Here is a 25587-nt window from a genome sequence, read left to right as displayed (position 1 = left end):
AAGCGAAGCGTCAGCGACAAATGTTTTATCTGTGCGAAAGCGAAGCGTCAGCAACAAATGTTTTATCTGTGCGAAAGCGAAGCGTCAGCAACAAAGCCGCCCGTCTGAACGGAAATCAACCCCACTTTATAATGATGAGCAAATATTTCAATCTATTTACTTATAATTCTTAAAAAGTATAAATATATTATTTAACATTTCTTTAATATATTTTTTACAGTAATTTTAATATACATTTCCATTATTGGTAATGACGGTGGTTTTTTTTCATGATAGAATAGAGTAAATTGTCAGTCATCTGACATATTATGAGGAGGAATTCATTGATGAAATGGGTTAAAAGTATTGCAGCAACAACTCTAGTTGCGAGTTTATTAGCTACACCCGGTTTTGCCGCACATGCAGCGGAAGCAACACCAACAGCTAAGAAAGATGGTTATAAATTAACAATTCTACACTCAAATGACACGCATGCACACGTTGAGGATGCTCCAAAGCGCGCAACAAAAGTAAAAGAACTTCGTGCTGCAAATGCAAATTCACTTCTTTTAGATGCTGGTGATGTTTTCTCTGGTACTTTATACTTTAACGAATTTGCTGGAGAAGCAGATATGAAGTTAATGAACTTAATGGGCTACGATGCAATGGCATTTGGTAATCATGAGTTCGATTTAGGGGCTAGTCCAGAAGGACATGCTGCACTTGCAAAATTCGTTAAGGGCGCAGAGTTCCCATTACTAGGGGCCAACCTAGATTTTTCAAAAGATTCTTTATTTGATGGCTTACAATTTAAAACAATCACAAAAGACTTTGAAAACGGTAAAATTTATAACGGTATTATTAAAGAAATCGACGGAGAACAAGTAGGTATTTTCGGCTTAACAACAGAAGAAACACCTACAATTTCAAGCGTTGTTAACGTTCAATTTGCTAACTATATCGATTCTGCGAAAAAATCAGTAGCAGAATTTGAAAAGCAAGGTGTGAACAAAATCATCGCAGTTACTCATATAGGCTTCGATGACTCAGCAGATTGGGATAATGACCAATTACTAGCGAAAGCTGTAGAGGGTATTGATGTGATCGTAGGTGGCCACACACATACACCATTAAACAAGCCTGTGAAAGCTGAAACACCATTTAAGAACCCAACAATTATTGTTCAAACAGGTCAATATAGCGAAAATTTAGGTGAATTAGACCTAACATTCGACGATAACGGTGCCATTGTTGACTACCTTGGTCAATTACATCCTTTAAAGGATGTCCAAGCTGACGCTGAGGCTGAAGCACTTTTAGCTCCATATAAAGAGAAAATTTCAAAAATGTTAAATCAATCAACAGGCAATACAGCTGTTTCACCTCTAAATGGTGGTCGTGGTCTTTGGGGTGTACGTGCTGGAGAAACAAACCTTGGTAACTTAATTACTGATGGTATGCTTGCTGGCGCAAAGAAAATTGACCCAGAAGTACAATTTGCCTTCCAAAATGGTGGTGGTATCCGCGCAAGTATTGATGCAGGAGATATCACTGTAGGCGAGGTTATGACAGTTATGCCATTCGGTAATGCACTTGGTATCGTAAAATTAACAGGTGCTGAAATTTATGATATTGTTGAACATAGTGTGAAAGAGTTCCCGAAAGAATCTGGTGGCTTCTTACACTTCTCTGGTTTACAAGTAGAATTTGACGGTAAAGCACCAGCTGGTAAACGTGTAAAATCTATTAAATTAAATGGTAAAGAGCTAGATAAAGCAGCCTATTATAAAGCGGCAACAAATACATTCACTGCTAAAGGTGGAGACGGCTACGATACATTGAAAAAAGTTTATGAGGACGGCCGTGTAAGTGAACCTGGTACGATTGACTATGAAATGTTTATCGAACACTTAGATACACTGAAAAAAGTTGATTCAAAAGTAGAAGGACGTATTATCGCAACAATTCCTTTTAAAGATATCGCAAAAGGCTCAGAAACAGAAGGCTATGTTCGTGATCTTTATTACCGTGATTTAACAAAAGGTACTTCTGCAACAACATATTCACCAAACGCAAACTTAACTCGTGCACAAGCTGCATCATTTATCGCACGTGCCTTAAAGCTTGAAGCAAAAGGTCAAGCAACATTCTCTGATCTTGCGAATGTAAATCCTGCAACACAAAAAGAAATTACAGCACTTGCTGAAGCTGGGATTGTTCAAGGTGTGAATGGTAAATTCAATCCTAATGCAAAAGTAACTCGTGCTCAACTTGCCTTAATGTTTGCTCGTGCATACAACCTACAACACGATGCAAAAACTAGTTTAAAAGCTGATTTCAGTGATATTTCTCAATATAACGCTGAAACTCAAAATGCTATCGCACTTATGAAAGACTTAAAGATTGTTAGCGGCGCAAATGGCAAATTTATGCCTAGTAACAATGCGACACGTGCACATATGGCAAAAATGCTTTCTAACTACATTCCTTTTGTAAAAGAATCTAAATAATACATTTAAAAATCCCGCTTCTCAAATTGGAGAGCGGGATTTCTATTGCACTAAAAATTAAATTTAAAGTTATCTGGATCCTGCCCAAAGCGTTCATTACGATTTAACGCCGCTATTTTATCCATTTGAGCTAGTGTTAATTCAAAATCAAAAATCTGTGCGTTTTCCTCAATACGACTAGGTGTCACAGATTTTGGAATAACAAGTGTATCATTTTGTAAATGCCAGCGCAGCACTACTTGAGCAGCTGTCTTCCCTATTTCGCGACCAATTTCCATAATCGTTGGATTTTCAAGTACTCCACCACGACCTAATGGAGACCATGCCGTAACAGCAATTCCATGCTCACTACAAAATGCTCGTAATGCGTCTTGCTGTAAATATGGATGCACCTCTACTTGATTGACCATTGGTGCTATATTTGCTTTAGCTAATAGTTTTTGTAGATGATGCTCATGGTGATTTGAGACACCTGTTGCACGAATTAATTTTTCATCATATAAACGTTCAATTGCTCTATACGTTTCTTCAAATGTTTCTGGTACTGCCCAATGAGTCAAATATAAATCTAAATAGTCCATATTTAATTTTTCCAATGAAACTTCAAAAGCTCGTAATGTTTCATCATAGCCTTGATCATTATTCCAAACCTTTGTCGTCACAAAAATATCCTCACGTTTTACACCTGAATGACGAATAGCTTCTCCCACCTCAGCCTCATTCCCATAAAGAGAAGCCGTATCAATAGCTCGGTAGCCAAATTTAAGAGCTTTATCAATAGCCTGCAAAGTCTCATCACGCTCTGTCATTTTATAAACGCCTAAGCCAAAGCGGGGCATTTCCACACCGTTTACTAATGTTTTTATTGATTGTAAATTCAAGAATAACATCCCCTTTCTTTTCCTAGTTCCATTATACAAAAAATTGGTTTTAAGAAAAATGAGGAAAAATTTCAGGGTAATTTATTATTAATCTTTTGCTTCCTCTTCATAATCATCTACTTGGATAGGGTCTGGAATTCGATCGTCTTCTACAAGCTCTAGACCATCACGCAAATGCTCCATTTGCTTCCCTAAATCCTGTAAATCTTTAAAATTTCTAGCCATTGTACCGTTTTCGATATTCGGAACTTTTTTTTCCATTATTATCACCTCTCTTATAGTTTTCCCGAAATAGTTATTTCTGAACCATTTCTGACATATTTTATTCCACTATGTCGTTTCATTTTTATAGTAGATAGTCTATACTAAAAAGAGATGTCTTTATAAACATGAGGAGGGTTCTTCCATGAGTTTAATATTAATTATTGGTGTAACTGTTGCGTTCTTAACTGCAATTTTCACTGCTGGTTATGAAGGCGACTACAGAGCAGACAAATAATACCTCAAGAAAATCACTAAGCATGAATATATGCTTAGTGATTTTTTTGTTGTTGAAAAAATATTACGGCAAAGGGAATAAGCTTCATATAAATAAAGTTGGTCTTTGGCAAAGTGAGGGGTTGATTTCCGTTCCGACTGGGCGCTTCGGTTATTTCTCATATTTTTTGGAACAATATAATTAACTTGACATTTTGTACTTTATAAAATAAACTTACTTACATAAAGTAAGTTGATAATTAATAATAACTTGAAATTCGGAGGTAATTTACTATGCATTTTCATGAAAAACCTAACACATATGTCTCAAATGTTGAAATTAAAGTGAGCGATTTACAACGTTCATTAACTTATTATCAGGAGGTAATTGGCTTTAAAGTTTTACATCAGGAATCTCATAGAGCAACTCTAACAGCTGATGGCAAAACAGCTTTACTGACAATCATCCAACCCGAAACAGTTGAAGAAAAAACGAGCTTAACAACTGGACTTTATCACTTTGCAATTTTACTGCCTACTCGTCGTGATTTAGCGAATATTATTACTTATTTCCATAACAATGGCGTGTACTTTGGAGCATCTGACCATGATGTAAGTGAAGCACTTTATTTAAATGATCCTGATAATAATGGCATTGAGGTTTATGCGGATCGCCCTGAAAATGAATGGACTTGGCATTTCGACCAAGTGCATATGGTGACTGAACCTCTTAAAATCCATTCTATCTTAGAGGAAGGTGATGGTAGATGGAATGGCCTTCCAGCCGATACGGTTATGGGGCATATTCATTTATCAGTTTCTAATTTAGCTGCCGCAGAGGAATTTTATACAAAAGGATTAGGATTTGAGATTGTCACTCGCTATGGAGCACAAGCTTTATTCATCTCAACTGGCCGCTATCACCATCATATCGGTTTAAACACTTGGCACTCTGAAAACGCACCAAAGCTTGGTAAAAATCAGGTTGGCTTACAAACATTTTCACTGCGTCTAGATAATGAAGAGCAAGCAGCAACAATGAAAGAAAATCTTCGTGCTATTGGTGCACCTGTTATTGATATAGATGGAGGTTTCCAAACAGAAGATCCATCAGGTATCGTTGTTTTATTGAAATTTTAAGAGTGATGTGACGTACTATCCGTCGGTTTGAGGATTGTATCCGGCGCTTGACGGGGTATTTCCGTCGCTTGACGGGGTTCTTCCGTCGCTTGACGGGGTTCTTTCCGTCGCTTGACGGGCTTTCCGTCACTTGACGGGTTTTATCCGTCGCTTGACGGGTTCTTTCCGTCGCTTGACGGGTTTTATCCGTCGCTTGACGGGGTTCTTCCGTCGCTTGACGGGCTTTATCCGTCGTTTGCGGAGTTCTAACCATCACTTTTCGAATCTTCACGTCTAATAAAAAAGCAAAAGCAGTTCTCCTCTATGGGAGAACTGCCTTTTTTAATGTAATCCTGGATATCCTTGTTGACGCAATGCTTCATAAATAACAATGGCTGCTGTATTCGATAGATTGAGTGAACGAACATGCTCACTCTGTGGAATTCGTAAGCACATATCTTTACGCTCATAGGCAAAATCCTTTGGCAGGCCAGTCGTTTCTTTTCCAAACATAAAGTAAATATCACGATCTTTATCACTAAAATCATGTGTCGTAAATGGTTCTTCACTATATGTCTCAATTAAATAAACGTCGCCATTTTGGGATGCCTCTAGAAAATCCTCTAGCGAATCGTGATACACGACATTAACACTATGCCAATAATCTAAACCGGCACGTTTTAGCATTTTATCGTCTGTTGAAAAGCCAAGAGGGCGAATTAAATGTAGTGACGTATTTGTTCCAGCACATGTGCGTGCAATATTTCCTGTATTTGCTGGAATTTCTGGTTGATATAAAACGATATGCAATGGCATAACGGTACACTTCCTTAACTAAAAAATTGTAAGCCTTTGTTAATTTCAACAAGTACTTCCTCGTCTTGTTCTTGTGCTTTTGCCTCAAGTAATGCAGATTGGGCCAGCTCTCCGCCTATCCTACCTAATGCCCATGCTGCCGTCCCTCGAATAACAGGTCGTTCATCCTTTTCAAGAAGTGCTACTAATTCCGGTACCGCAGCTTCTTCTTTGAAGTGCGCAAGTGCCAAAATAGCATTGCGTTGAATTGGCTTTTTTCCCCGCCATGAACCAGAAACATGTCCAAACTTTTCTTTAAAGTCACGATTTGAAATTGTTAAAAGTGGTACAAGTAATGGCTTTGCAAGCTCTGGATCAGGTTTAAATTCCTCATGCATCCAGTTAATCTTTCCTTTATTCTTTGGGCATACGGTCTGGCATGTATCACAGCCATACAAACGATTACCAATATGGGTACGAAACTCATCAGGTAGCATTCCCTTAGTTTGTGTTAAAAAGGCTATACAACGTTGAGAGTCTAGCTGTCCTCCCTCGATTAACGCACCAGTTGGACAAACATCTAAACATAAGCGGCAATCTCCGCATTCATCCTCCATAGGCTTATCCGGTGCAAAAGGGATATTCGTGATTAGCTCTCCTAAATATACATAGGAACCGAACTCAGGCGTAATGATCGAGCAGTTTTTTCCGCTCCAACCTATCCCTGCACGTTCCGCAACTGCCCTATCAACAAGTGCCCCCGTATCAACCATTGATTCAATACGAACACCTTCTATGCGTTCCTCAAGCCAGGCTGATAATAATTTCAAGCGCTCACGTAATGCTGTATGATAATCGATCCCCCAGGAAGCACGGCAAAAAATCCCACGTCTTGCTCCCTTCTTGCCAACAGGTGCATCTTGCATACGCGACGGATATGCGACAGCTATCGCCACAATGCTCTCTGCTCCCTCTAACAATTGTAGGGGCTCGGTACGTTTTTCAATATCGCTTTCTTCAAAGCCAGACTGATAACCGAGCTCTTGCTGACGGCGCAGTCTATTTTTTAATTCTGTAAATGGAGCTGCTGTTGTAAAGCCAATTTTATCTACACCAATGGACATTGCATACGCCACAAATTCACGTTGTAGGTCATGTATGTTCATTTTATTTCCAACTCCTTACATGGTACAATAATAGAAATAGATAAAGTAGGTGATGTTTTATGGACATTTCAATTAATCAATCTCTATTGACACAACATCCCAAGCTTAAAATCGGCATTATTCATTATACCAAAATTGTCGTTGCAGAATCGCCTCAAATGATTAAGGGACGCATGCAATTGTATCAGGAAAATCTCTTTTTAGAAATGCAAGATAGTCCTGTAACGCAACGAGAGGGTATTGCAGAATGGCGACAACTATGGAAAAAGCTTGGTGCAGATCCGAACCGCTATCGTCACTCAGCAGAAAGCTTAATGCGCCGAATTAGTAAGCAAAATTATTTAACACCACTTCACTCCGGTGTTGATTTAAATAATTTCTTCTCCCTCCAATATGAAATTCCAGTAGGCTTATATGATGTAGCTAAACTAAAAGGAAATATAGAGATTGCACTTGGCAACGAGGACACTGGCTATGAGGGCTTAAATGGACGTTTTAATGCATTAAAAAATATCCTTTATAGCTGTGATGCTGAAGGCGCATTTGGGTCACCATTTGTCGATTCTAAACGTACGTCTGTTTCGGAGGTAACAAACGAGGCTCTACATATTTTCTACCTCCGTCCATCATTGTCAGAAGAAAATGCGAATGAGCTTCTTGCCTCTGCTGGTAAGATGTTTAACCAAATTCATGGCGGCGATTATAAAATGGCCCTATTAACAAACGCAGAACCATCTACTACACTGTAAAAGGACGTGTTTTCATGATTAATCTTGCAGAAGCCGTTAAGCTAAAAAGTATTTTAGCAAAAAAAATTCAAGAGCTTGTTAGTGAATTACATCGTAGCGCTTTTGTAACTGTCGAAAAAGGACAAGCACCTAAAACAAGTAATCGTGCAATGACAGTCATTGAAGCTGAATTGGCTCAAGTACGTCTCGATGTTCGTACATTGGATCGTTTAGTATATGAAGCAAATATAAAAAACTCAGTGGACTTTAAAGGGGAAAAACTGGCATTAGTTGAAGCCATTGAGCTCGCAACACAGCTCCGTGCAGACGCTGAGCTGTGCAAAGATTTTAGTATGCATGAAAAAGAGAGTGTACGCATGGGTTATGGTGAAAATACAATGCTTTATGAAATTGCTATGTATGAGCCAGATGAGTACCGCGAACGGGCCATTATATTAGAAAAAGATGCACATAAACTATCGAATCTGATCAATGCAAAGAATTATAGTGTTGAAATTAACTTCGATGATTCTCGTTATTTCTAATCTCGGGCGTCCAGGCTATTATTTCTAAAATAGAAATACAGCAACAAAAAAAGCATCCTTTTTGAACTGTACCTCCAATTGTTAGATTGTGTCTAACAATTGGGGTGCAGCTCATTTTGGGATGCTTTTTTCTACTTTGTTAAATCAAAATTAACTCCAATTTTCCCCAAATTCATATCAGCAATAAGAAAAGTTACATTATGATTAGTATTAGAATCAGTATAAGTATGAGTACCTTTATTCTCATTTCCAGCTTTATCTAATTCATCAATAAATTTATCTAAATTCAATCCTAACGTAACAGCAATTGATACAGCGGAGGTAAGTCCTTCTTCCCATTCATCTCCATCTTCATTTACTTCGTTTTCTGGCATTCCTTCTATAGAAACACCATATCCAATTATTTTTTTATCATTATTATATTTAGCTTCTACTTTATAATGACCCTTATATTTTTTAAAATCAGTTTCCAATAAGATTTGTGAGAATGTATTATTCTCCTCTTTATTCAGTTCACTAGTTATTGGCTCTGAAATCTTGTCTATTTCGATTGGATCTTCTGCATCCTGTTTTAATACATCAACTCTGACATTGTATTTTTTAACAAACTTTTCTACAGCGGCCTTTGATTCAGAATCAACCTCTTCATATTTTACTGGAACGACTTTCTTTTCCTCAGCTGGTTCTTTCTTTACGACATCTTCTTTTTTTACATCTTCCTCTTTTTTCTTCTCTGCTCCCTCTCCGGAACATCCAACTAGCATAACTGCTAGAAGTAATAATAAAGCTTTCTTCATTACCTTTTTTCCCTCCGAATGCATATTAATAAAAATATACGTTACTAGATTCAATAAAATAGAATTATAGTGCAAAAAGTCCCTAAATTACTATTTATTATCCTCTTATTACAATTCTGACAAAGTAAGGTGTATATTACCATAATTATCATTCGTCATTTTTCGACATTTTGGTAAAATAAAAACTTTATGTTGTACATTGAACTAACTAAAACAGGTATTCTATACCGCTCGCTTGCACCGAAGAAACCATCTACTAAAAATCAATAAAGCCTTGTATATCATGGTTAAGACTATAAAAAAAATAGGAAGAGTGTGTACAAGAATAAACGAATTATATAAAAATATTTTGACATTTATCTACAACGCGTCACTGAGAATCTTTCAAAAATTTGTAACAAACACGAATTTTTGCTCGTTATTTGAATATACTAAAACGTATGTAATTTATTAGTAACGGCTTACATTTCATACACACTGATGAATCCGAGCTTTTCATATCATTAGGAAATGTATACAATAAGTTTATGGAGTCGATGAGACTTCATATCGAATTGGATGTGCTGTTTTCAAAACTAGCTTTTTGGAGCTAACTTAAACAAAACCAATGACAAGTTACCTGTTACTGTATGACCAATGACTAATAACCAACTATAAGCAATGGCCATACTCAAACAACTTGACAATTATTTGAAAACGCCATCCAATAGCTCTCTTACATCTTGTGTGTAGGAGAGCTTTTTATGTGCATTAATTACCTCATCTTGCTTTAATGAGAATTTGTTTATTGTTTAAAAATCCCTAAATTACAGCAACCATTCACTCTCTTCCTCCTCGTGTGTAAGAGAGTTTTTCATGTCTAGTTCTCCCCAAACATGGACAGAATGACTATATCCAAAGAAAGGGGTTACACAATGACAAACCAACATGATTCCACAAACGAGCATGACATGACTTTGACAAATCGACAGGGGCACCCTATTACTAACAATCAAAATATACGAACTGTCAGTAATCGAGGACCTGCAACTCTTGAAAACTATGATTTTATAGAAAAAATAAGTCACTTTGACCGTGAAAGAATTCCTGAGCGCGTTGTTCATGCGCGAGGTGCTGGGGCACATGGCTATTTTGAGACATATGGTGTTGTTGGGAATGAGCCTATTTCTAAATATACAAGGGCAAAAGTATTTCAGGATAAGGGTAAGCAGACGCCTGTTTTTGTGCGCTTCTCAACAGTTATTCATGGTGGTCATTCACCAGAGACATTACGTGATCCACGAGGCTTTGCTGTAAAATTCTATACTGAGGATGGTAACTGGGATTTAGTCGGCAATAATTTAAAAATCTTCTTTATCCGCGATGCTATGAAATTCCCTGATATGATTCACGCCTTTAAGCCTGATCCTATTACAAATATTCAGGACGTTGAACGCTTTTTTGATTTTTGTGCAAGCTCACCAGAATCCTTCCATATGGTGACATTCGTTTATTCACCATGGGGTATTCCTGCTAATTATCGAATGATGCAAGGCTCTGGCGTCAATACGTATAAATGGGTCAATAATGAAGGCAATGCCGTCCTTGTAAAATACCATTGGGAACCTTTACAAGGCATTAAAAACTTAACACAAAAAAAAGCAGAAGAAATCCAAAAGAAAAATTTCAATCATGCCACACAAGATTTATATGATGCAATTAAAAATGGTGATTATCCTGAATGGGAGCTTAACGTCCAAATTATGGAGGATGGTCCACATCCAGAGCTTGATTTTGATCCATTAGATGATACGAAGCTTTGGCCTAATGATCAATTCCCATGGTATCCAGTTGGGAAGATGGTATTAAATAAAAATCCAGAAGATTATTTTGCTGAGGTTGAACAGGCTACTTTCGGTACAGGAGTGCTTGTGGACGGATTGGATTTCTCAGATGATAAAATGTTACAAGGTCGTACCTTCTCTTATTCTGATACACAGCGTCATCGTGTAGGTGCAAACTATTTACAACTCCCTATCAATGCTCCTAAAAAACGAGTGGCAACCAATCAAAACGGTGGTCAAATGATGTATAAACGAGATTTAGCTACTGGACAAAATCCTCATATAAACTACGAGCCTTCGATGTTAAATGGTTTAAAAGAAGCTACTCAAACGGGGAAAGAATATACACCACTCGTGGAAGGCAATCTCGTTCGAGAATCCATTGATCGTCAAAGTAATACGAAGCAAGCTGGAGAAACATATCGCAATTTTGAGCAATGGGAGCGAGATGAGCTGCTTGAAAACTTAATTCGTGATTTAGCAGTCTGCCATATAGCCATTCAAGAAGCAATGATTGCATTAGCACAAGAAGCAGATGAAGAATACGGTCGTTTGTTAAAAGAAGGATTACAAAAAGCTCGAAATGATTCATCTTCATCAAAGCCACTTGGCAATATTGATGGTGATGAAGCACCTAAAAAGGCTGTAGATAAAGGTCATGGCGCAGAGCCTTATTAAAGCAAAAAGACATTACATATTTTCACAACAAATATGTAATGTCTTTTTTTTGGAAGCACAGCTAAATTTTTCAATTATTTTTCGTATGCTTTATACCAATGATATGGTTGTATTTCTTTCAGTGTTTTAAATATCAATTCACCATTCGGATTAGTAATAGCCGCTTTTACATTTTCACCCCAGTAAAAAAACCTTTCTTGACATACACCACAAGGAGTTAACACAATAAATACAGAATTTTCGTTTTCTCTGGCAACACAAATACTATGTGTGACCTTCGTATTAAGTTTATGCGCTTCAAGTATTGCACCAGTTTCCATGCACAATTCAGTAGAGGCATTAATAACGTCTGGTGCTACGCTCGTTAAAATCTGACCATCTTCAGTATACAATGCTGCCGCACCACCCCAACCAGAAGGGTATCTTTTTTCGATTAATTCTACCGCCGACTGATATAATTTTTGCTCAATATCCATCTTCTTCCTCTGTCTTTAATCAATTTAACATAACATAGAATTCTTCTTTTTAATGCACACCAGGCAAAATCTTCAGTACTTTTTCCTGTGCATCTAAAATAGCATCTACTCCTAATGGAATAGCAATATTCGTTGAATCATGGCCAATTTTAAAGCCTGCTACAACCGGAACGCCTAAATCCGCAAAATAATCCTTCATTAAAGCTAATAGTGCCGCTTCATCTGCTTCTGTTTGTGTAAAGGAACCGATAACAACACCGGCTAACTGCTCAAGCTTTCTCGCCTGCTTTAATTGCTGCAGCATCGAATCGATTGTTGGAATAGTTTCTCCAAGCTCCTCAATCAATAAAATTCGACCTTCCGTGCGAACTTCAAATTTTGTACCTAATGTGTTAACAAGACGACGTAAATTTCCACCAATAATCTCACCACGTGCTACACCAGGTGCAATCGTTGTTAATGGAGAAATATTCTCCACATACTGTAATTCCATCGGTGTAAATAGCTGTAAAAACATTTTCTTTGATAAATCATCTATTCTTCCTACAGACATAAGTAGCGGTCCATGAAACGTCACTAAATTAGCAAATTCGTTAATCGCGCAATGTAAATATGTAAGATCAGAGAAGCCCCAGAAAATTTTTGGATTTTCCTCAAGTAGTCCGTAGTCAATCTTTTCCGCAATTCGTGCAGAGCCATAGCCCCCCTTAACACAAAAAATTGCCTTCACCTCCGGATTTCTCACCATCTCATGAAAATCACCCAGACGCTCCTCATCACTACCTGCTAAATAATCGTGCTTTGCCTGAATGGTATCCCCAATTATATAGTTTAGCCCTAATTCTTCAAGAAAGGCTATAGCATCTCCTAGCTTATCGAGCTTTACTTTACTTGATAAAGCAACAAGACCAACTGTATCGCCCTTTTGTAAATGTGGTACGGTGCTTTTCACCCTAACCCCTCCTATAAGTTCCTATAAGTTTTTCTTATTCTAGCATATAGATAATATTGTAGCATTGATTTATAGGGAAGTTAGTGTCGATAACATCTAACTTCCGGGTGAATGTTCCTCTCTTTGATGTCTCTTTCCTTCGCCCTGGCTCTTCTTTCCGTCGCTCTGGCCCTGCTATCCGTCGCTCTAATTTCTTTCCGTCACTTTGACTCTTCTTTCCGTCGTTCTGGCTCTGCTATCCGTCGCTTTGACTCTTCTTTCCGTCGCTTCGGCTCTTCTTTCCGTCGCTCTAATTTCTTTCCATCGCTCTGGCCCTGCTATCTGTCGCTCTGATTTCTTTCCGTCGCTCTAATTTCTTTCCATCGCTCTGGCCCTGCTATCTGTCGCTCTGATTTCTTTCCGTCGCTTCGGCTCTTCTTTCCGTCATTCCATTAATTCTATCCGTCTCTATAAATTCAAAATAAAAAAGCGTAGGCTTCAAATAATATAAAGTCTACGCTTAATTCTTATTTTGTTCCGCCGTAAATAACTGTTACATTTGGATGATTTAATAATTGGCTTGCTGGGAAATCTTCAGTGACGATACCACTTTTTAATTTTTCCATAGCCTCTAGCTTTTTTTCACCAAATGCAATTAACACGATTTCTTTGGCATGCATAATAGATTGAATGCCCATTGTAATAGCATGTGTTGGTACATCCTTAGAGTCATCAAAATAAATTGCATTTTCTGTGCGTGTAGATTCAGTTAACTCTACAATATTAGTCGGTGAACCAAAAGGAGTGCCTGGTTCGTTAAAACCAATATGTCCGTTAACGCCTATGCCTAGTAGCTGTAGATCAATTCCACCCGCTTCCTTGATTCGAGCATCATAAGCCACACACTCAGCATCTAAATTCTCTGCCTTACCATTTGGTAAATGTATATTTTCTTCCTTAATATCTACATGATTGAATAAGTTCTCATGCATAAATGTCCAATAACTTGCCGGACTTGATTGATCGAGACCTACATATTCGTCTAGGTTAAAGGTCATCACGTCGCTAAAAGATATATGTCCAGCTTGTTGGTGTTTCACTAATTCCTTGTACATCCCTACAGGAGAACCACCAGTTGCTAATCCTAAAATACTTGCTGGCTTTACTTGTAATTGTTTAGTGAAAATATCCGCTGCTACTTCGCTCATTTCATCGTATGAATTTACTTCTATCCATTTCATTTCGCTTGTCATTCGTATACCTACCTTACAATCATTATTATTAACTAAAATAACAGGAAATATTTCTCTATATAGTAGCTAATATTTTCATTTTACAAGTTATTTACCTACTTTTCTATTATTTTCTTTCTAATATTCACGTGTATTCTCAAGCTATTTCGGTTATGTTATTTAGTAAGGAAGTGAGGCGATTTTATGAATTTACAAATACAGCAATATTTAAAGCTTATTCAATTTCAAGGACCTTTAGAGCCATCTATTAAGCTACTTGGCCAGCTCCAAACAAGACATCTACATATCGTTCCTTACGAGAACTTAGATGTTGCCTTGAAACATAGCATCTCCTTCGCTATTCCTAACCTTTTTCAAAAAATCATTATTCAACATCGTGGAGGCAATTGCTTTGAACTAAATATTTTATTTAGTTGGCTACTTCGCGAACTCGGCTTTTCTGTAACTAATCGCTATGCACAGTTTTGGCGCAACATTGAAGCGGATACTCCTGTTGAGGATGTCCCTATGCATCAGCTATTGCTTGTCAATTTCGCTGGCCAATCATATATTTCAGATGTAGGCGTAGGTGCACTAGCTCCTTGTAAGCCAATTCCACTAATAGCGGGGCATCAACACCGTGAAGGTAATGAACTTTATAAAATTGAACGAGATGAAGCGAACGGCTGGATGCTGTACGAACAAACAACACATAATTGGCGTTTACTTTATAGTTTTTTTGATGACGCTAACGATGCAAAGTTTGCACCCAGACTTTCTAAACAAAAAGATAAAATAGCTATGATTCGTACCCCTCGCGGACGACATACAATGCTTAACAATGAATTCCGAATATACGAGGGACAATCCCTAACAACCTATACAACTCATAACGAAAAGGAATGGCGACAAGCACTTCATCGTTTTTTTCATATTTCAGTAGATTAGATGCTTCATGACAAAAAGCAAGCCCCCTCAATATTAGGAGACTTGCTTTTCCCGTGCTAACAATTAATTTGCTGTACGATCGAGTAACTCATAAATAACAACATCATTGTAAAGCTCCTTAACTAAACCGATCCCATCTACAAAATAATATGTTGAAACTTTATTACTGTAAATGGATGTTTGTTCTAGAACAATAACATTGTTATACTTAACACCACCTGCTTGAACAGTGCCATCTGTTGCTTTAACAGTAATTCGGATACCTGAAATTATCCCTCCATCATCCTCATGTTGTATCACGCCAATTCTAAGGGGAAATCCGAAGTATAAATCGTAAAATAAATCATAATCACGTGCAAATCCTTGTCCATAAACCTCACCATCGCTAAATAAAAGCTCATCATTAAACACCTTATTTGAATTCAAATCGGTTACTGTCCACACATCACTCTTATCGTCATTATGACTATACTGATACTTTAATGTATAGCTTTTTTTATCACTCAACGAATAATGCGAATACGTGTAGTCATACGCAGTATCTTTTAATAGATTCGGATTCGATAGCGTTAATGCACGAGCCAAAAATGCTGAAAAATGGGCTCGCGTTAAAGGTAAATTCGGCTTAAATGAACCATCATCATATCCTCTTACTATATTATTACTGAAAATTACCGATATTTCCTTATAGCCTCTTGTCTTAGCTGAAACATCAGTAAAATAGCTCGACTCAGATCCCTTTAATTTAAACGCTCTTTGCAGCACAATCGCCATATCTCCTCTTGTAAGAGTTGCAGTCGGATTAAATTTCTGTGCCGTATCGAAAATCCCAGCATTTTGTACTGCCGTAATTTCTTTATAATAGGGATGTGTAGTAGGTACATCCTGATACTTTGAATCTTTTACATTCGTTGTTTGTAATCCTAAAGCACGTGTTAACATGACAGCTACCTGTGCTCTCGTTACATATGTATTTGGTTTAAATAGATTATTAGGATAGCCGTTAATAATTCCTTTTTCCACTAAGTAATCAATTTCGGTTATCAATGCGTTACCCTTGGATACATCTTTGAAGCTCGCTGCATGTACACCTTCAATCGGTATTAAACAAACAGCTATTAATAGCGCACATACTATTTTCAATATTTGTTTCATGTCTTTCCCTCTCTTTCTCCACTATTCATAATATACTTTTTTAGATATTATTTCCAATATGATTTGTGAACAAAAAAGCCTCCGCAAACGTTTGCAGAGACTTGTTAATCGATTAGATTATTTGTTTTGAATTAAGCCGAAGCCAAGCCCAGTTGGATCTACCATATAGGCAAGATAAAACTCATCGAACTCCATTTTGTCACGAACAATGATGGCACCATTCTGTTTAGCTGTAGAAATAGCTTCATTGATAGAATCAATTTCAATTTGAATACGTGTACCAAAAGGATGGTCATGTGGCCCCTTTGCAATACCGCCGTTAATCCCTGATTTTTCATCATCCCCGGTTGTTACAGCCCAATATTCCCAATTTGGTGCAGCTACCTCCCAACCAAAAACCTTAGCATAAAACTCAGCTGCTTTTTCAGGCTCCTGACTATTCAATTCAAACCCTATTACTCTCCCCACCTAATTCCCCTCCTGATTTTTGAAATATAATTTATAGTTCAACGACTTGGTTAATATTCCTTTTATTAATTTCATCACCCATAACGTGAGGTTGATTTCCTTTCCGCCTGGCGCGATTCCTGGGGCGTCAGGCGGAACGAAAATCAACTTGTATACATTGCATCAGGTTTAACAAATATCATCCCAAACTTCATCTGAGATTGTAGTACGGAATTGTGAAAACTTAATGACTTAGGTATTTAACTATTCCTTAATTAGTAAAATATTGTATAATTAAATTAGAACGACCGTTCAAATGAGAAGGAGTAAATCATTGAATAAAAGACGTTATGATAGCGAGAAGGCAAAAGTTGAAATTATGGAACATGCGGTTAGTTTGTTTTCTCAAAAAGGCTATAATCAAACATCAGTTGGAGATATTTCAACCGCTTCAGGCTACAGTAAAGGACATATTTATTATCATTTTGAAAACAAAGAAAAGCTTTTTGTTCTTTTAGCGCAACAAACAATGCAAGATTGGCACAACAAATGGCTACAAAAACACTGTACCTACTCCACGGCAACAGAAAAATTATATGGCATGGCCATGCATGTTCTCTATCATTACCAAACACCTTTATTAAGGTCGGGGCAAGAACTAGCCACCAATCCCAAATCGAACCCTGAATCCGTGCAACAATTATACAATTTAGCGATTGTACCGATGGGTGCTTATCGCGCGATCCTTCAAGAAGGAATTGATAGAGGGGAATTTGTTGATGGAAATATTGATGAGTGGACAGTTTTACTAGGCACATGGCTAGGAGGTTTATGTCAGCTTACAAATACTCAGGAGCTTAAAGCACTTGAGCCACTCTTTAATCAAGCAATAACTATTTTTATCAATTATGCCTCGGCATAATTGTTGCTGTCGCTTCGCTTTCGCACAGATAAACAATGCGTTCGGAATAGGCTTTGTACTTAGGCCTGCAGATGTTTTTTGTGCGAAAGCGCAGTCCTAACGTAGCGGCAGCGGCACCGATGCAGGTCAGTTAGCCGTTATCGCATGGATGCGATGATTTTAGGCTAACATCCTTTATGGAACTCCTTTCCGATTCCTTGACATCCGCCGGAGGCATTAACTTATTTCAACGGGTGTATAGACACCCGCTGAAATAAGTTAATGGGAATAAAAAAAGGTGGGATATAAATGAAAATTGCATGTATAGGAGACAGCTTAACAGAAGGTCGACCAGGTGTTTCATTTTTTAAACTACTAACAGCAAAACATCAACATATCGAATTTGATAATCTCGGTAAACCAGGTGAGACAGTAAAAAGCTTACACAGTCGTTTAGAGAAATCGAAGCTAGCTACTTATTATGACCTTAGCTTTCTTTGGATTGGTGTCAATGATGTCTATGCTAAACTTTTGAAAGTGCAGGCACAGCCAGTTACAAAAGATCATCAAGAATTTAAAGATTACTATGTAAATTGTTTAGAAATGATTTTAGCATCCTCTAAACATGTTGTTTTAGTAACACCAGCTTTAGTAGGAGAGGCCATAAAAAATACTTCAAATATGGAATTAAAAGAGTTCTCCTCCATTATTCAGTCCATTTCTTCTAAGTATACAAATGTTAGCTTTTTAAATATGCAAGAGGTGTTTGCGCATCACTTGGAACCAGTTAATAGTTCGGATTATATCAACACCAATGTTATGCGAGTAATGAAAGATGTACTATTTTATAAAAATCCTTTGCGAATTGACCGATTATCCAAAAAGAGAGGGCTACATTTAACTTTAGATGGCGTTCATTTAAATAGTAAAGGAGCAGAACTTGTCGTCGGGGAATACACAGCTGTCATTGAACAGCTTCAATTGCAGGAAGCCACTGTCCATTAGGAAATCATACGAGAGGTGATGAATTTGAGAAAGGTTGCGATTGTTACTGGTGGTGTATCAGGTATAGGAAAGGCTATCTGCAAAGAATTAGTAGGTCGAAATATATTTGTTATTATTGCTGATATCAACGAACATGATGGACGTCTTCTAGAGGCAGAATTAAATAAAGATGCTTCAAATGCTCAATTTGTTGAATTAAATGTAACCGATTACAAAAGTGTTGAGCATGTCATTACAAATGTATATGAGGAATTTCAAAGGCTAGATTATTTATTCAATAATGCTGGTATAGCTATGTATGGTGAAATTTATGATATGTCGATGGACGAATGGAAAGACATTGTGGATATTAATTTATGGGGCGTTGTATATGGTACTCAAGTTGGCTATCAAGTCATGAAGGAACAAGGTTTTGGACATATCATCAATACGTCATCAGCAGCAGGGTTGGGGCCATCTCCTATATCTGCAGCATATTCAACTACGAAGCATGCTGTTGTGGGCTTAACGACATCACTACACTATGAGGCTGAGGAATTTGGCATTAAGGTAAGTACGCTATGTCCGACTTTTGTGGATACACCTATTTTTGATAAAGCAACAGCTATTAATATCGATAAATCAGTGATGTCCAAACAATTGAAAAAGCAAAAAATGATGTCTCCACAGCAACTTGCAAAAATCACTATTGCAGGCGTACACAAAAATAAGCCAATTATTTGTCCTATGCCAATGCGTAAAACAATGGATGTTGTCTTTACGATCTTCCCTTCGTTACACAGGGCATTAATGAGAATGGTCTGTAAAGTAAGTCGAAAAGCTCGATTCACATAAACATTCTAAATGGTAAAAAACCGCTAGCTTTTCCGCTGACAAGGCACGAGCCTCATTATGGAAAAAATAGGATATTGGACACGAAGGCATATGTCTCCTTCGCTACATTTTTATTTACACTGCATCGCAAAAACAATTCGTAGGAGTCTCGCGGCTTTTTACCTTTATATTTAAGATAACTAAAACACTGAACGGAATAACCCCTTTTCAGAGACAAGTAGCTAGTTATTTATGCCCTGCTTCATCTTTCTTATAAATACCTAAGATTAATACAATAAGCCCTATAACAAAAATTAAAGGAGATAAAAACATCATAATCGATGCTGCCCAACCATTACTAACCATCATTCCATACACTACGCCAATTACAAAAGATAAGAATGGTGCAAACGCAATCATTGTAATGATACCCCAAATGATATATTTCCCTTTCTCTGACCTTCCTTCGGTTAATTGGAATGCCGCTATTAAACCTACTAATACAATCAATAAGGCAATGACAAACGCCATTTCAAATCACCTCCTTCTTTCCTTCTACAATATGCTCCATTAGTTTAATGATTTGGTAACTTTACACTAGGCTTATTAAAAAAATTCATAATTGCACCCAGTTGGAACGGAAATCAGCCCTACAATATGGCGAAGAGCCTGTTTCATCAAAAAAATACCACAACCATCAAAAAATGTGGTTGTGGCTTTTTACTGCTCAATCTAAATGACATCTTACAAAATGACACCGTCGCTCATTTTAATAATACGATCCGTATAAGCAAGCATTTCTTCATCGTGTGTCACCATTAAAGTAGTAATGTTTAACGTTTTAGTCAACTCTCTAATTAGTAACATAACCTCTTTTGATCTTTGTGAATCTAAGCTTGCAGTTGGTTCATCTGCGAATAAAACTTTCGGTTTATGAATGATTGCTCGGGCAATCGCAACACGTTGCTTCTCTCCACCTGACAGTGAAGAAGGATAAGCCATTTTTCGATGATCCATCCCTACTATTTTTAGTATTCGATCAACTTCATTTTTTTGTTCCTGCTTTTTTAATTTTGATTCAGAAACATCTAGCATTAGCAGCAGCTGCTCCTCAACTGTAAGAAAAGGTACAAGGTGTGCAAACTGAAAGACAAACCCAAATTTACTTGCTCGCACTTTTCGAACCTCTTCTGGGCTCATGATAGACATATTTCCCCCCTCAAATGTAACATGCCCATCTGATGCAGGTTGAAGTCCAGCAGCTATTGTCAGAAGTGTACTCTTACCAGATCCAGATGCACCGACCAATGCTATTATTTCTCCTTCTTTTAGAGAAAGATCTATTCCTTTAAGTATTTCTTCCTCTACCTCGCCATTCGTAAACGTTTTTCTAACTCCATCGATTTCAAATAAAGTCATATTAAGCCTCTCCTTGCTGTATCGCTTGTAATGGTTCGATTTTTTTAATTTGGATTCCTGAAATTGTAGCGCCAATAAATCCAATAATTAAAAATACAATCGATAATTGAATGGTTGTCGCGATCGTTAAAGTGAATGGCATTCCTTTTGGCGCTATCCAATTAAATGCCTGACTTAAGGCTACAGACAAAACAAGTGAAATAACTGTAATGATGGCCATCTGTGTCCAGATCATTTTGAATAACTTGCTTGTTTTCAAACCAATGGCCTTTAAGATTCCGTATAAGCCGATTTTTTGGAAATTCATCATATAGAAGAAGATTGCAAACAGCATCCCACTAATGACTACTAAAAACCACACAATCATATTTAAAGACATTTGTTCTGCGTTATAGCTTGGAATTGTATTAAGAAACTCTTTATTTGAAAATGATTGTAATCCAGCAATTTGTTTTGAAGCATCACCATTCGGTACGAAAATCAGCTGCATTTCGTCAACACGGTAAATTTCTATATAATCTTCTTTATTAATATAAGCAACTGGGGCATGACTATATTTCTTTTGCTCTACAAATCCCTTTACTACAAATTTGCCATTAAATTGATTATTCGTTAATGTATCTCCTACTTTAATTCCTTTGTCTTTCAAGGAGCTGTCCAATATGACCTCCCCGTGTTTCACATTTTCAAATAACTCTGAATCAGTCGATGTAACAAACGCAACACTTTGCTGCTTATTATCCTTATCATTTAAAAAGCCCATTTGTAGTGAAAAAGCTACTGCATCCTTTTCAGTACTCAATATTTTATTTTGAGTACTGCTATCTATTTTTGACAGATTATAAGTTTGATCTGCATCCTTATTCATATAAAATTGTCCTTGCGGTAAGTCTTTAATTAAAGCGGCATTATCTTGTGATAATCCATTCGCCAAACCAGAAATAATAAAAGTTAAAAAACTAACTAGAAAAACAATTGAACCTAATATTAAAAATCTTACTTTATTTTTCTTAATTTCTTTCCACGCAAGATTCATAGTTAACTCCTCCATTCCTTTTTACATCCTTAGCATAAAATCCTTAAATGAACGGAAGATGAACTAATCATTAAAAATAAAATATTTTAAGCAAAAAAGCTCATAAACCTTTTCTTTTTTAGGTTTACGAGCTGATTGTAATATTATTGGACATCCAAACGAATGACAGCTTTTTTATGGTATTTTGGCGTTTCCTCTATTTTTGACTCGTACAAAATCACTTCTTCTACTGAAAATTTTGGAAGCTGAAAATTTTCTTCTAGCAATTCTTCGAACGGAAGTTTCCCGTATCCTTCATCCCATTTTCTTGCGACAGTTATATGTGGTAAAAATGGCTTCTTATCTAATTCAAATCCAGCCTTCATACAATCACGGTATACTATCTCTCTCACAAAATTTAATTGCTGAGATTCGAGCAGATCAACCCATAAAATTCTTGGATATTCTTTTCTTCCAAAAGTTTTAAACCCTTGAATTTTTAATTCAAATGGAGAAACATTCATAAGATTTTTCCTCGTTTCATCCATTACAGCCTGTAATTGCTTTTCATCCGCATGACCTAAAAAAGCCAATGTAATGTGATAATCTTCCTGATGAACCCATCGTTTAAAATGAAAATTTGTCTTCATTTCTTCACATCTCACATTAAGAGCTGCTTTAATATCTGAAGGAAGTGGAACTGCAATAAAAAAGTGTTTGTTCATAATGATATCCTCTCTATTCATAGAAAATGCTACTTAACAGGCATTATGTCTTTTCCTACTATAATTTAACCATTACTACTCGCGTTAAAGCAGAAATAAACCACTTTGCTTTTTAGCTGAGTAGGTTTTATTATCTTTATTTATCTATTTCAGGAAAAGGAAAAACCCAAACGAATGTAAAATTCCACACAATGAAAGAATTAAGCAAGCTTACGAAGCTTTTAAATTTAGGATTATTCTTCAAAAACTTTCTCCAAATATAAACAATAGCGATTATTGTAATGATAGTTGGAGCTAACTCTGGAACTACAAAGATCATCGAAAAATCACCAATCGCTACCAATAGATCCGCCAAAAGCAGCATATAAATTAATGAGAAATATTTAAAAGTTTGTACTTTAAAATAACACTATTCAAAATTCGAATTAATTTAGCCAATTTAACGTCCCCTCCAAAACTTTTATCTTTTATTATTGTACCTTACCTCTTTTTCATAATCTGTCCTTTTTCTCTACTCTTAATGTGTACTTTAAACAAAAACCCCTGTTTATTGAATCTATGTCTTTATCAAATGATTAATTTTAAAATTCTGTAATTTGAAATTAATTTCTATCTATTTTTTTTCTTGTCATCTCTTCTTATTAAATAACGCTTAGTTACTTCAAAAACTGAAACTATGCATGATACCAATACCCATTGAATACCATGGCCACTTTTATCATTTTTAAACAAGTCATATAATGCCCAAATCAATAAAGCTGCAAGTAAAATAGCAAGTGTATATCTTGAAGCTTCTGCATTATAATCTTTTTCTATCTCATCCTTTTTATCATCGTCTCCCTTCATAAGATCACCCCTCTGGTTTTTAATCATATTTTAGCAAAAATCTTAAGGTTATCTAGTACATAAGGGTTGGCATTATGACTAAAGAAAAACAGATGGGTTTTGAAGTTGATTTCTTTGTAAGTGGAATTGCAATTATTACTGATAACCTTAGGCAAACAAAAAAGACTCCAACATAATTGTTGAAGTCTTAATCCGTAGCCACTCTTAATAATCCGATTTCAAATAAATTCGATCCTTCCAATCGAATTCTCAAATAACTGTGTATACCTTTTGAGAGGATCTTAAATGCTTTCTACAAATAAAAAAAGAATCCTTGATATACAAGGATTCTCTAGTAAATTATGATACCGGTGGTCGGGGTCGAACCGACACTCCAAAGGAACACGATTTTGAGTCGTGCGCGTCTGCCAATTCCGCCACACCGGCATAATGGAGATAAAAAAAATCGGATAAACCGATTAAGTAATAAATTATGGAGGCGGCAACCGGATTTGAACCGGTGATAAAGGTGTTGCAGACCTGTGCCTTACCACTTGGCTATGCCGCCATAATATTTGGAGCGGAAGACGAGGTTCGAACTCGCGACCCCCACCTTGGCAAGGTGGTGTTCTACCACTGAACTACTTCCGCAAAAAAATGGCTGGGGTACCTGGATTCGAACCAGGGCGTGACGGAATCAAAATCCGTTGCCTTACCGCTTGGCTATACCCCAAAAGTTAAATATATATAAATGGGGCGACTGATGGGAATCGAACCCACGAATGCCGGAACCACAATCCGGTGCGTTAACCACTTCGCCACAATCGCCATTGTTATATTGTATTTATTAATTTTATTGAAAATGGGGCGACTGATGGGAATCGAACCCACGAATGCCGGAACCACAATCCGGTGCGTTAACCACTTCGCCACAATCGCCATAAAATTAATTGGCAGGGGCAGTAGGAATCGAACCCACACCAAAGGTTTTGGAGACCTCTATTCTACCGTTGAACTATGCCCCTATTAAATTAAAAACTGGTGGAGGGGGACGGATTCGAACCGCCGAACCCTAAGGAGCGGATTTACAGTCCGCCGCGTTTAGCCACTTCGCTACCCCTCCGGGAATGCCATGGTGCCGGCTATAGGAATCGAACCCACGACCTACTGATTACAAGTCAGTTGCTCTACCTGCTGAGCTAAACCGGCAAAAAATATGGTGGGTCAGGACGGAATCGAACCGCCGACACTTAGAGCTTCAATCTAATGCTCTACCAACTGAGCTACTGACCCATATTTTTAAAAAAAATGGCGGTCCCGACCGGGATCGAACCGGCGATCTCCTGCGTGACAGGCAGGCATGTTAACCGCTACACCACGGGACCATTTTGGTTGCGGGGGCCGGATTTGAACCAACGACCTTCGGGTTATGAGCCCGACGAGCTACCACTGCTCCACCCCGCGATAATGAGTGATTTATTTAAATAATGGTGGAGGATGACGGGCTCGAACCGCCGACCCTCTGCTTGTAAGGCAGATGCTCTCCCAGCTGAGCTAATCCTCCATCTGGGTATTAAATGGTGACCCCTACGGGATTCGAACCCGTGTTACCGCCGTGAAAGGGCGGTGTCTTAACCACTTGACCAAGGGGCCTTCGTTTGGAATGGTGAATCCTTAAAGTGCTGGCGGAGAGTAAGGGATTTGAACCCTTGAGACAGTGTTAACCGCCTACACGATTTCCAATCGTGCTCCTTCGGCCACTCGGACAACTCTCCAAGAATGGCTCCGAAGGCAGGACTCGAACCTGCGACAACCTGATTAACAGTCAGGTGCTACTACCAACTGAGCTACTTCGGAATAATCTTATTATATAGCCTAGCGACGTCCTACTCTCACAGGGGGAAGCCCCCAACTACCATTGGCGCTAAAGAGCTTAACTTCCGTGTTCGGTATGGGAACGGGTGTGACCTCTTTGCCATCATCACTAGACTATTTCGAAAGACAATACTTATTATAACATATTTCATTATAAATGCAAGTATCTTATTAATAGTTTTTGTTCTTTCAAAACCGGATAAACGGTGCATTGAATGTTTCAAACGTTTTGGTTAAGTCCTCGATCGATTAGTATTCGTCAGCTCCATGTGTCACCACACTTCCACCTCGAACCTATCTACCTCATCGTCTTTGAGGGATC

Annotated in this window: 24 protein-coding genes, 16 tRNA genes and 2 rRNA genes; 9 read left to right on the top strand and 33 right to left on the bottom strand. The window is 37.5% G+C overall.

The genetic code is table 11. From position 1 onward, the window contains the following. Positions 1-326 precede the first annotated feature (326 nt). Entirely contained in the window at positions 327-2489 is a 2163-nt protein-coding gene (locus ACQKOF_RS23970) for a 5'-nucleotidase C-terminal domain-containing protein (RefSeq protein WP_427562604.1), read from the top strand. A gap of 50 nt (positions 2490-2539) precedes the next feature. On the opposite strand, the gene ACQKOF_RS23965 is transcribed toward ACQKOF_RS23970, so the two are convergent. Both ACQKOF_RS23965 and ACQKOF_RS23960 read right to left on the bottom strand, forming a co-directional pair. Then, entirely contained in the window at positions 2540-3370 is an 831-nt protein-coding gene (locus tag ACQKOF_RS23965) for an aldo/keto reductase (protein ID WP_427562601.1), read from the bottom strand. Positions 3371-3457: 87 nt separating this feature from the next. After that, positions 3458-3631: a hypothetical protein gene (locus tag ACQKOF_RS23960; protein WP_427562598.1), complete on the bottom strand. Its 174-nt coding sequence runs from the start codon at positions 3629-3631 to the stop codon at positions 3458-3460. Positions 3632-4141: 510 nt separating this feature from the next. On the opposite strand from ACQKOF_RS23960, the gene ACQKOF_RS23955 reads away from it, so the two are divergent. Next, on the top strand, positions 4142-4987 hold the full coding sequence (locus ACQKOF_RS23955; protein WP_427562595.1) for a VOC family protein: 846 nt from the start codon (positions 4142-4144) through the stop codon (positions 4985-4987). Positions 4988-5308: 321 nt separating this feature from the next. On the opposite strand, the gene trmL is transcribed toward ACQKOF_RS23955, so the two are convergent. Beyond that, positions 5309-5782 (bottom strand): tRNA (uridine(34)/cytosine(34)/5-carboxymethylaminomethyluridine(34)-2'-O)-methyltransferase TrmL, encoded by a 474-nt coding sequence (gene trmL / locus ACQKOF_RS23950; RefSeq protein WP_427562592.1) that lies wholly within the window; start codon positions 5780-5782, stop codon positions 5309-5311. A 14-nt stretch (positions 5783-5796) separates the two neighbouring features. After that, positions 5797-6927 (bottom strand): tRNA epoxyqueuosine(34) reductase QueG, encoded by a 1131-nt coding sequence (gene queG / locus ACQKOF_RS23945; protein WP_427562589.1) that lies wholly within the window; start codon positions 6925-6927, stop codon positions 5797-5799. Positions 6928-6986: 59 nt separating this feature from the next. On the opposite strand from queG, the gene ACQKOF_RS23940 reads away from it, so the two are divergent. Both ACQKOF_RS23940 and ACQKOF_RS23935 read left to right on the top strand, forming a co-directional pair. After that, positions 6987-7676 (top strand): B3/B4 domain-containing protein, encoded by a 690-nt coding sequence (locus ACQKOF_RS23940; protein ID WP_427562586.1) that lies wholly within the window; start codon positions 6987-6989, stop codon positions 7674-7676. 14 nt (positions 7677-7690) lie between these two features. Further along, the gene (locus ACQKOF_RS23935; protein ID WP_427562584.1) at positions 7691-8200 is read left to right on the top strand and encodes a hypothetical protein; all 510 of its coding nucleotides are present in this window, start codon (positions 7691-7693) and stop codon (positions 8198-8200) included. 131 nt (positions 8201-8331) lie between these two features. On the opposite strand, the gene ACQKOF_RS23930 is transcribed toward ACQKOF_RS23935, so the two are convergent. Continuing rightward, complete coding sequence (locus ACQKOF_RS23930; RefSeq protein ID WP_427562581.1) at positions 8332-8997, bottom strand: hypothetical protein; 666 nt, start codon at positions 8995-8997, stop codon at positions 8332-8334. A gap of 914 nt (positions 8998-9911) precedes the next feature. Between ACQKOF_RS23930 and ACQKOF_RS23925 the strand changes: the two genes are divergently transcribed. Then, positions 9912-11498 carry a catalase gene (locus tag ACQKOF_RS23925; RefSeq protein ID WP_427562578.1) on the top strand — a complete coding sequence of 529 codons (1587 nt, stop codon included), beginning with the start codon at positions 9912-9914 and terminating at the stop codon, positions 11496-11498. A 74-nt stretch (positions 11499-11572) separates the two neighbouring features. Here the strand turns inward: ACQKOF_RS23925 and ACQKOF_RS23920 are convergent, their stop codons facing one another. The 3 genes from ACQKOF_RS23920 to nagB all read right to left on the bottom strand — a co-directional run bounded on the left by ACQKOF_RS23920 (position 11573) and on the right by nagB (position 14146). Continuing rightward, positions 11573-11974 (bottom strand): cytidine deaminase, encoded by a 402-nt coding sequence (locus tag ACQKOF_RS23920; RefSeq protein WP_427562575.1) that lies wholly within the window; start codon positions 11972-11974, stop codon positions 11573-11575. A gap of 49 nt (positions 11975-12023) precedes the next feature. Continuing rightward, positions 12024-12926, bottom strand: coding sequence for a S66 peptidase family protein (locus ACQKOF_RS23915; RefSeq protein WP_427562572.1), 903 nt, complete (start codon positions 12924-12926; stop codon positions 12024-12026). Between the two features lie 506 nt (positions 12927-13432). Continuing rightward, positions 13433-14146 carry a glucosamine-6-phosphate deaminase gene (gene nagB / locus ACQKOF_RS23910; RefSeq protein WP_427562610.1) on the bottom strand — a complete coding sequence of 238 codons (714 nt, stop codon included), beginning with the start codon at positions 14144-14146 and terminating at the stop codon, positions 13433-13435. Positions 14147-14341: 195 nt separating this feature from the next. Here nagB and ACQKOF_RS23905 point away from each other — a divergent pair, with 195 nt between their 5' ends. Further along, complete coding sequence (locus ACQKOF_RS23905; protein ID WP_427562569.1) at positions 14342-15085, top strand: arylamine N-acetyltransferase family protein; 744 nt, start codon at positions 14342-14344, stop codon at positions 15083-15085. Positions 15086-15148: 63 nt separating this feature from the next. Here ACQKOF_RS23905 and ACQKOF_RS23900 read toward each other — a convergent pair whose 3' ends face one another. After that, positions 15149-16240: an S-layer homology domain-containing protein gene (locus ACQKOF_RS23900; RefSeq protein WP_427562566.1), complete on the bottom strand. Its 1092-nt coding sequence runs from the start codon at positions 16238-16240 to the stop codon at positions 15149-15151. Positions 16241-16357: 117 nt separating this feature from the next. Then, a complete protein-coding gene (locus tag ACQKOF_RS23895) occupies positions 16358-16708 on the bottom strand; it encodes a VOC family protein (RefSeq protein ID WP_427562563.1) in 351 nt (116 codons plus the stop codon). A gap of 313 nt (positions 16709-17021) precedes the next feature. On the opposite strand from ACQKOF_RS23895, the gene ACQKOF_RS23890 reads away from it, so the two are divergent. From ACQKOF_RS23890 to ACQKOF_RS23880, 3 genes are all read left to right on the top strand, one after another. Then, a complete protein-coding gene (locus ACQKOF_RS23890; protein WP_427562561.1) occupies positions 17022-17609 on the top strand; it encodes a TetR family transcriptional regulator C-terminal domain-containing protein in 588 nt (195 codons plus the stop codon). A gap of 288 nt (positions 17610-17897) precedes the next feature. Then, on the top strand, positions 17898-18593 hold the full coding sequence (locus ACQKOF_RS23885) for a GDSL-type esterase/lipase family protein (protein WP_427562558.1): 696 nt from the start codon (positions 17898-17900) through the stop codon (positions 18591-18593). Between the two features lie 18 nt (positions 18594-18611). Next, positions 18612-19427, top strand: coding sequence for an SDR family NAD(P)-dependent oxidoreductase (locus tag ACQKOF_RS23880; RefSeq protein ID WP_427562607.1), 816 nt, complete (start codon positions 18612-18614; stop codon positions 19425-19427). A gap of 225 nt (positions 19428-19652) precedes the next feature. On the opposite strand, the gene ACQKOF_RS23875 is transcribed toward ACQKOF_RS23880, so the two are convergent. From ACQKOF_RS23875 to ACQKOF_RS23765, 23 genes are all read right to left on the bottom strand, one after another. After that, positions 19653-19937 (bottom strand): hypothetical protein, encoded by a 285-nt coding sequence (locus tag ACQKOF_RS23875; protein WP_370046285.1) that lies wholly within the window; start codon positions 19935-19937, stop codon positions 19653-19655. Positions 19938-20150: 213 nt separating this feature from the next. Continuing rightward, positions 20151-20825 carry an ABC transporter ATP-binding protein gene (locus ACQKOF_RS23870; protein WP_427562554.1) on the bottom strand — a complete coding sequence of 225 codons (675 nt, stop codon included), beginning with the start codon at positions 20823-20825 and terminating at the stop codon, positions 20151-20153. Position 20826: 1 nt separating this feature from the next. Continuing rightward, the gene (locus ACQKOF_RS23865; RefSeq protein ID WP_427562551.1) at positions 20827-21861 is read right to left on the bottom strand and encodes an ABC transporter permease; all 1035 of its coding nucleotides are present in this window, start codon (positions 21859-21861) and stop codon (positions 20827-20829) included. A gap of 143 nt (positions 21862-22004) precedes the next feature. Then, positions 22005-22565 (bottom strand): RNA 2',3'-cyclic phosphodiesterase, encoded by a 561-nt coding sequence (thpR, locus tag ACQKOF_RS23860; protein ID WP_427562548.1) that lies wholly within the window; start codon positions 22563-22565, stop codon positions 22005-22007. 609 nt (positions 22566-23174) lie between these two features. Continuing rightward, complete coding sequence (locus ACQKOF_RS23855; protein WP_427562545.1) at positions 23175-23411, bottom strand: hypothetical protein; 237 nt, start codon at positions 23409-23411, stop codon at positions 23175-23177. Between the two features lie 345 nt (positions 23412-23756). Beyond that, a tRNA-Leu gene (locus ACQKOF_RS23850) sits at positions 23757-23837 on the bottom strand. A 47-nt stretch (positions 23838-23884) separates the two neighbouring features. Next, a tRNA-Cys gene (locus tag ACQKOF_RS23845) sits at positions 23885-23958 on the bottom strand. An 8-nt stretch (positions 23959-23966) separates the two neighbouring features. After that, positions 23967-24041: transfer RNA gene (locus ACQKOF_RS23840), tRNA-Gly, on the bottom strand. Between the two features lie 7 nt (positions 24042-24048). Then, positions 24049-24123 (bottom strand) — tRNA-Gln (locus tag ACQKOF_RS23835). A gap of 19 nt (positions 24124-24142) precedes the next feature. Further along, a tRNA-His gene (locus ACQKOF_RS23830) sits at positions 24143-24218 on the bottom strand. Between the two features lie 35 nt (positions 24219-24253). Beyond that, positions 24254-24329: transfer RNA gene (locus ACQKOF_RS23825), tRNA-His, on the bottom strand. A gap of 12 nt (positions 24330-24341) precedes the next feature. After that, positions 24342-24415 (bottom strand) — tRNA-Trp (locus tag ACQKOF_RS23820). A 14-nt stretch (positions 24416-24429) separates the two neighbouring features. After that, positions 24430-24513 (bottom strand) — tRNA-Tyr (locus ACQKOF_RS23815). A gap of 10 nt (positions 24514-24523) precedes the next feature. Continuing rightward, positions 24524-24599, bottom strand: a tRNA-Thr gene (locus ACQKOF_RS23810). Positions 24600-24607: 8 nt separating this feature from the next. Further along, positions 24608-24683 (bottom strand) — tRNA-Phe (locus ACQKOF_RS23805). Positions 24684-24699: 16 nt separating this feature from the next. Then, positions 24700-24775, bottom strand: a tRNA-Asp gene (locus ACQKOF_RS23800). A gap of 4 nt (positions 24776-24779) precedes the next feature. Further along, positions 24780-24854, bottom strand: a tRNA-Met gene (locus ACQKOF_RS23795). A gap of 24 nt (positions 24855-24878) precedes the next feature. After that, a tRNA-Val gene (locus ACQKOF_RS23790) sits at positions 24879-24954 on the bottom strand. Between the two features lie 14 nt (positions 24955-24968). Then, positions 24969-25043: transfer RNA gene (locus ACQKOF_RS23785), tRNA-Glu, on the bottom strand. A 30-nt stretch (positions 25044-25073) separates the two neighbouring features. Then, positions 25074-25165: transfer RNA gene (locus ACQKOF_RS23780), tRNA-Ser, on the bottom strand. A 5-nt stretch (positions 25166-25170) separates the two neighbouring features. Next, positions 25171-25247 (bottom strand) — tRNA-Asn (locus ACQKOF_RS23775). 16 nt (positions 25248-25263) lie between these two features. Continuing rightward, positions 25264-25379 (bottom strand): 5S ribosomal RNA (gene rrf / locus ACQKOF_RS23770). 115 nt (positions 25380-25494) lie between these two features. Beyond that, positions 25495-25587, bottom strand: a 23S ribosomal RNA gene (locus ACQKOF_RS23765); the annotation flags it as partial.

Origin of the sequence: Lysinibacillus sp. NPDC093190, assembly GCF_050280425.1 — a bacterium.
In the GTDB taxonomy this organism is placed as follows: Bacteria; Bacillota; Bacilli; order Bacillales_A; family Planococcaceae; genus Lysinibacillus.
Note: the sequence above shows the minus strand (reverse complement) of the source record. Positions and strands in the feature narration are given on the sequence as shown.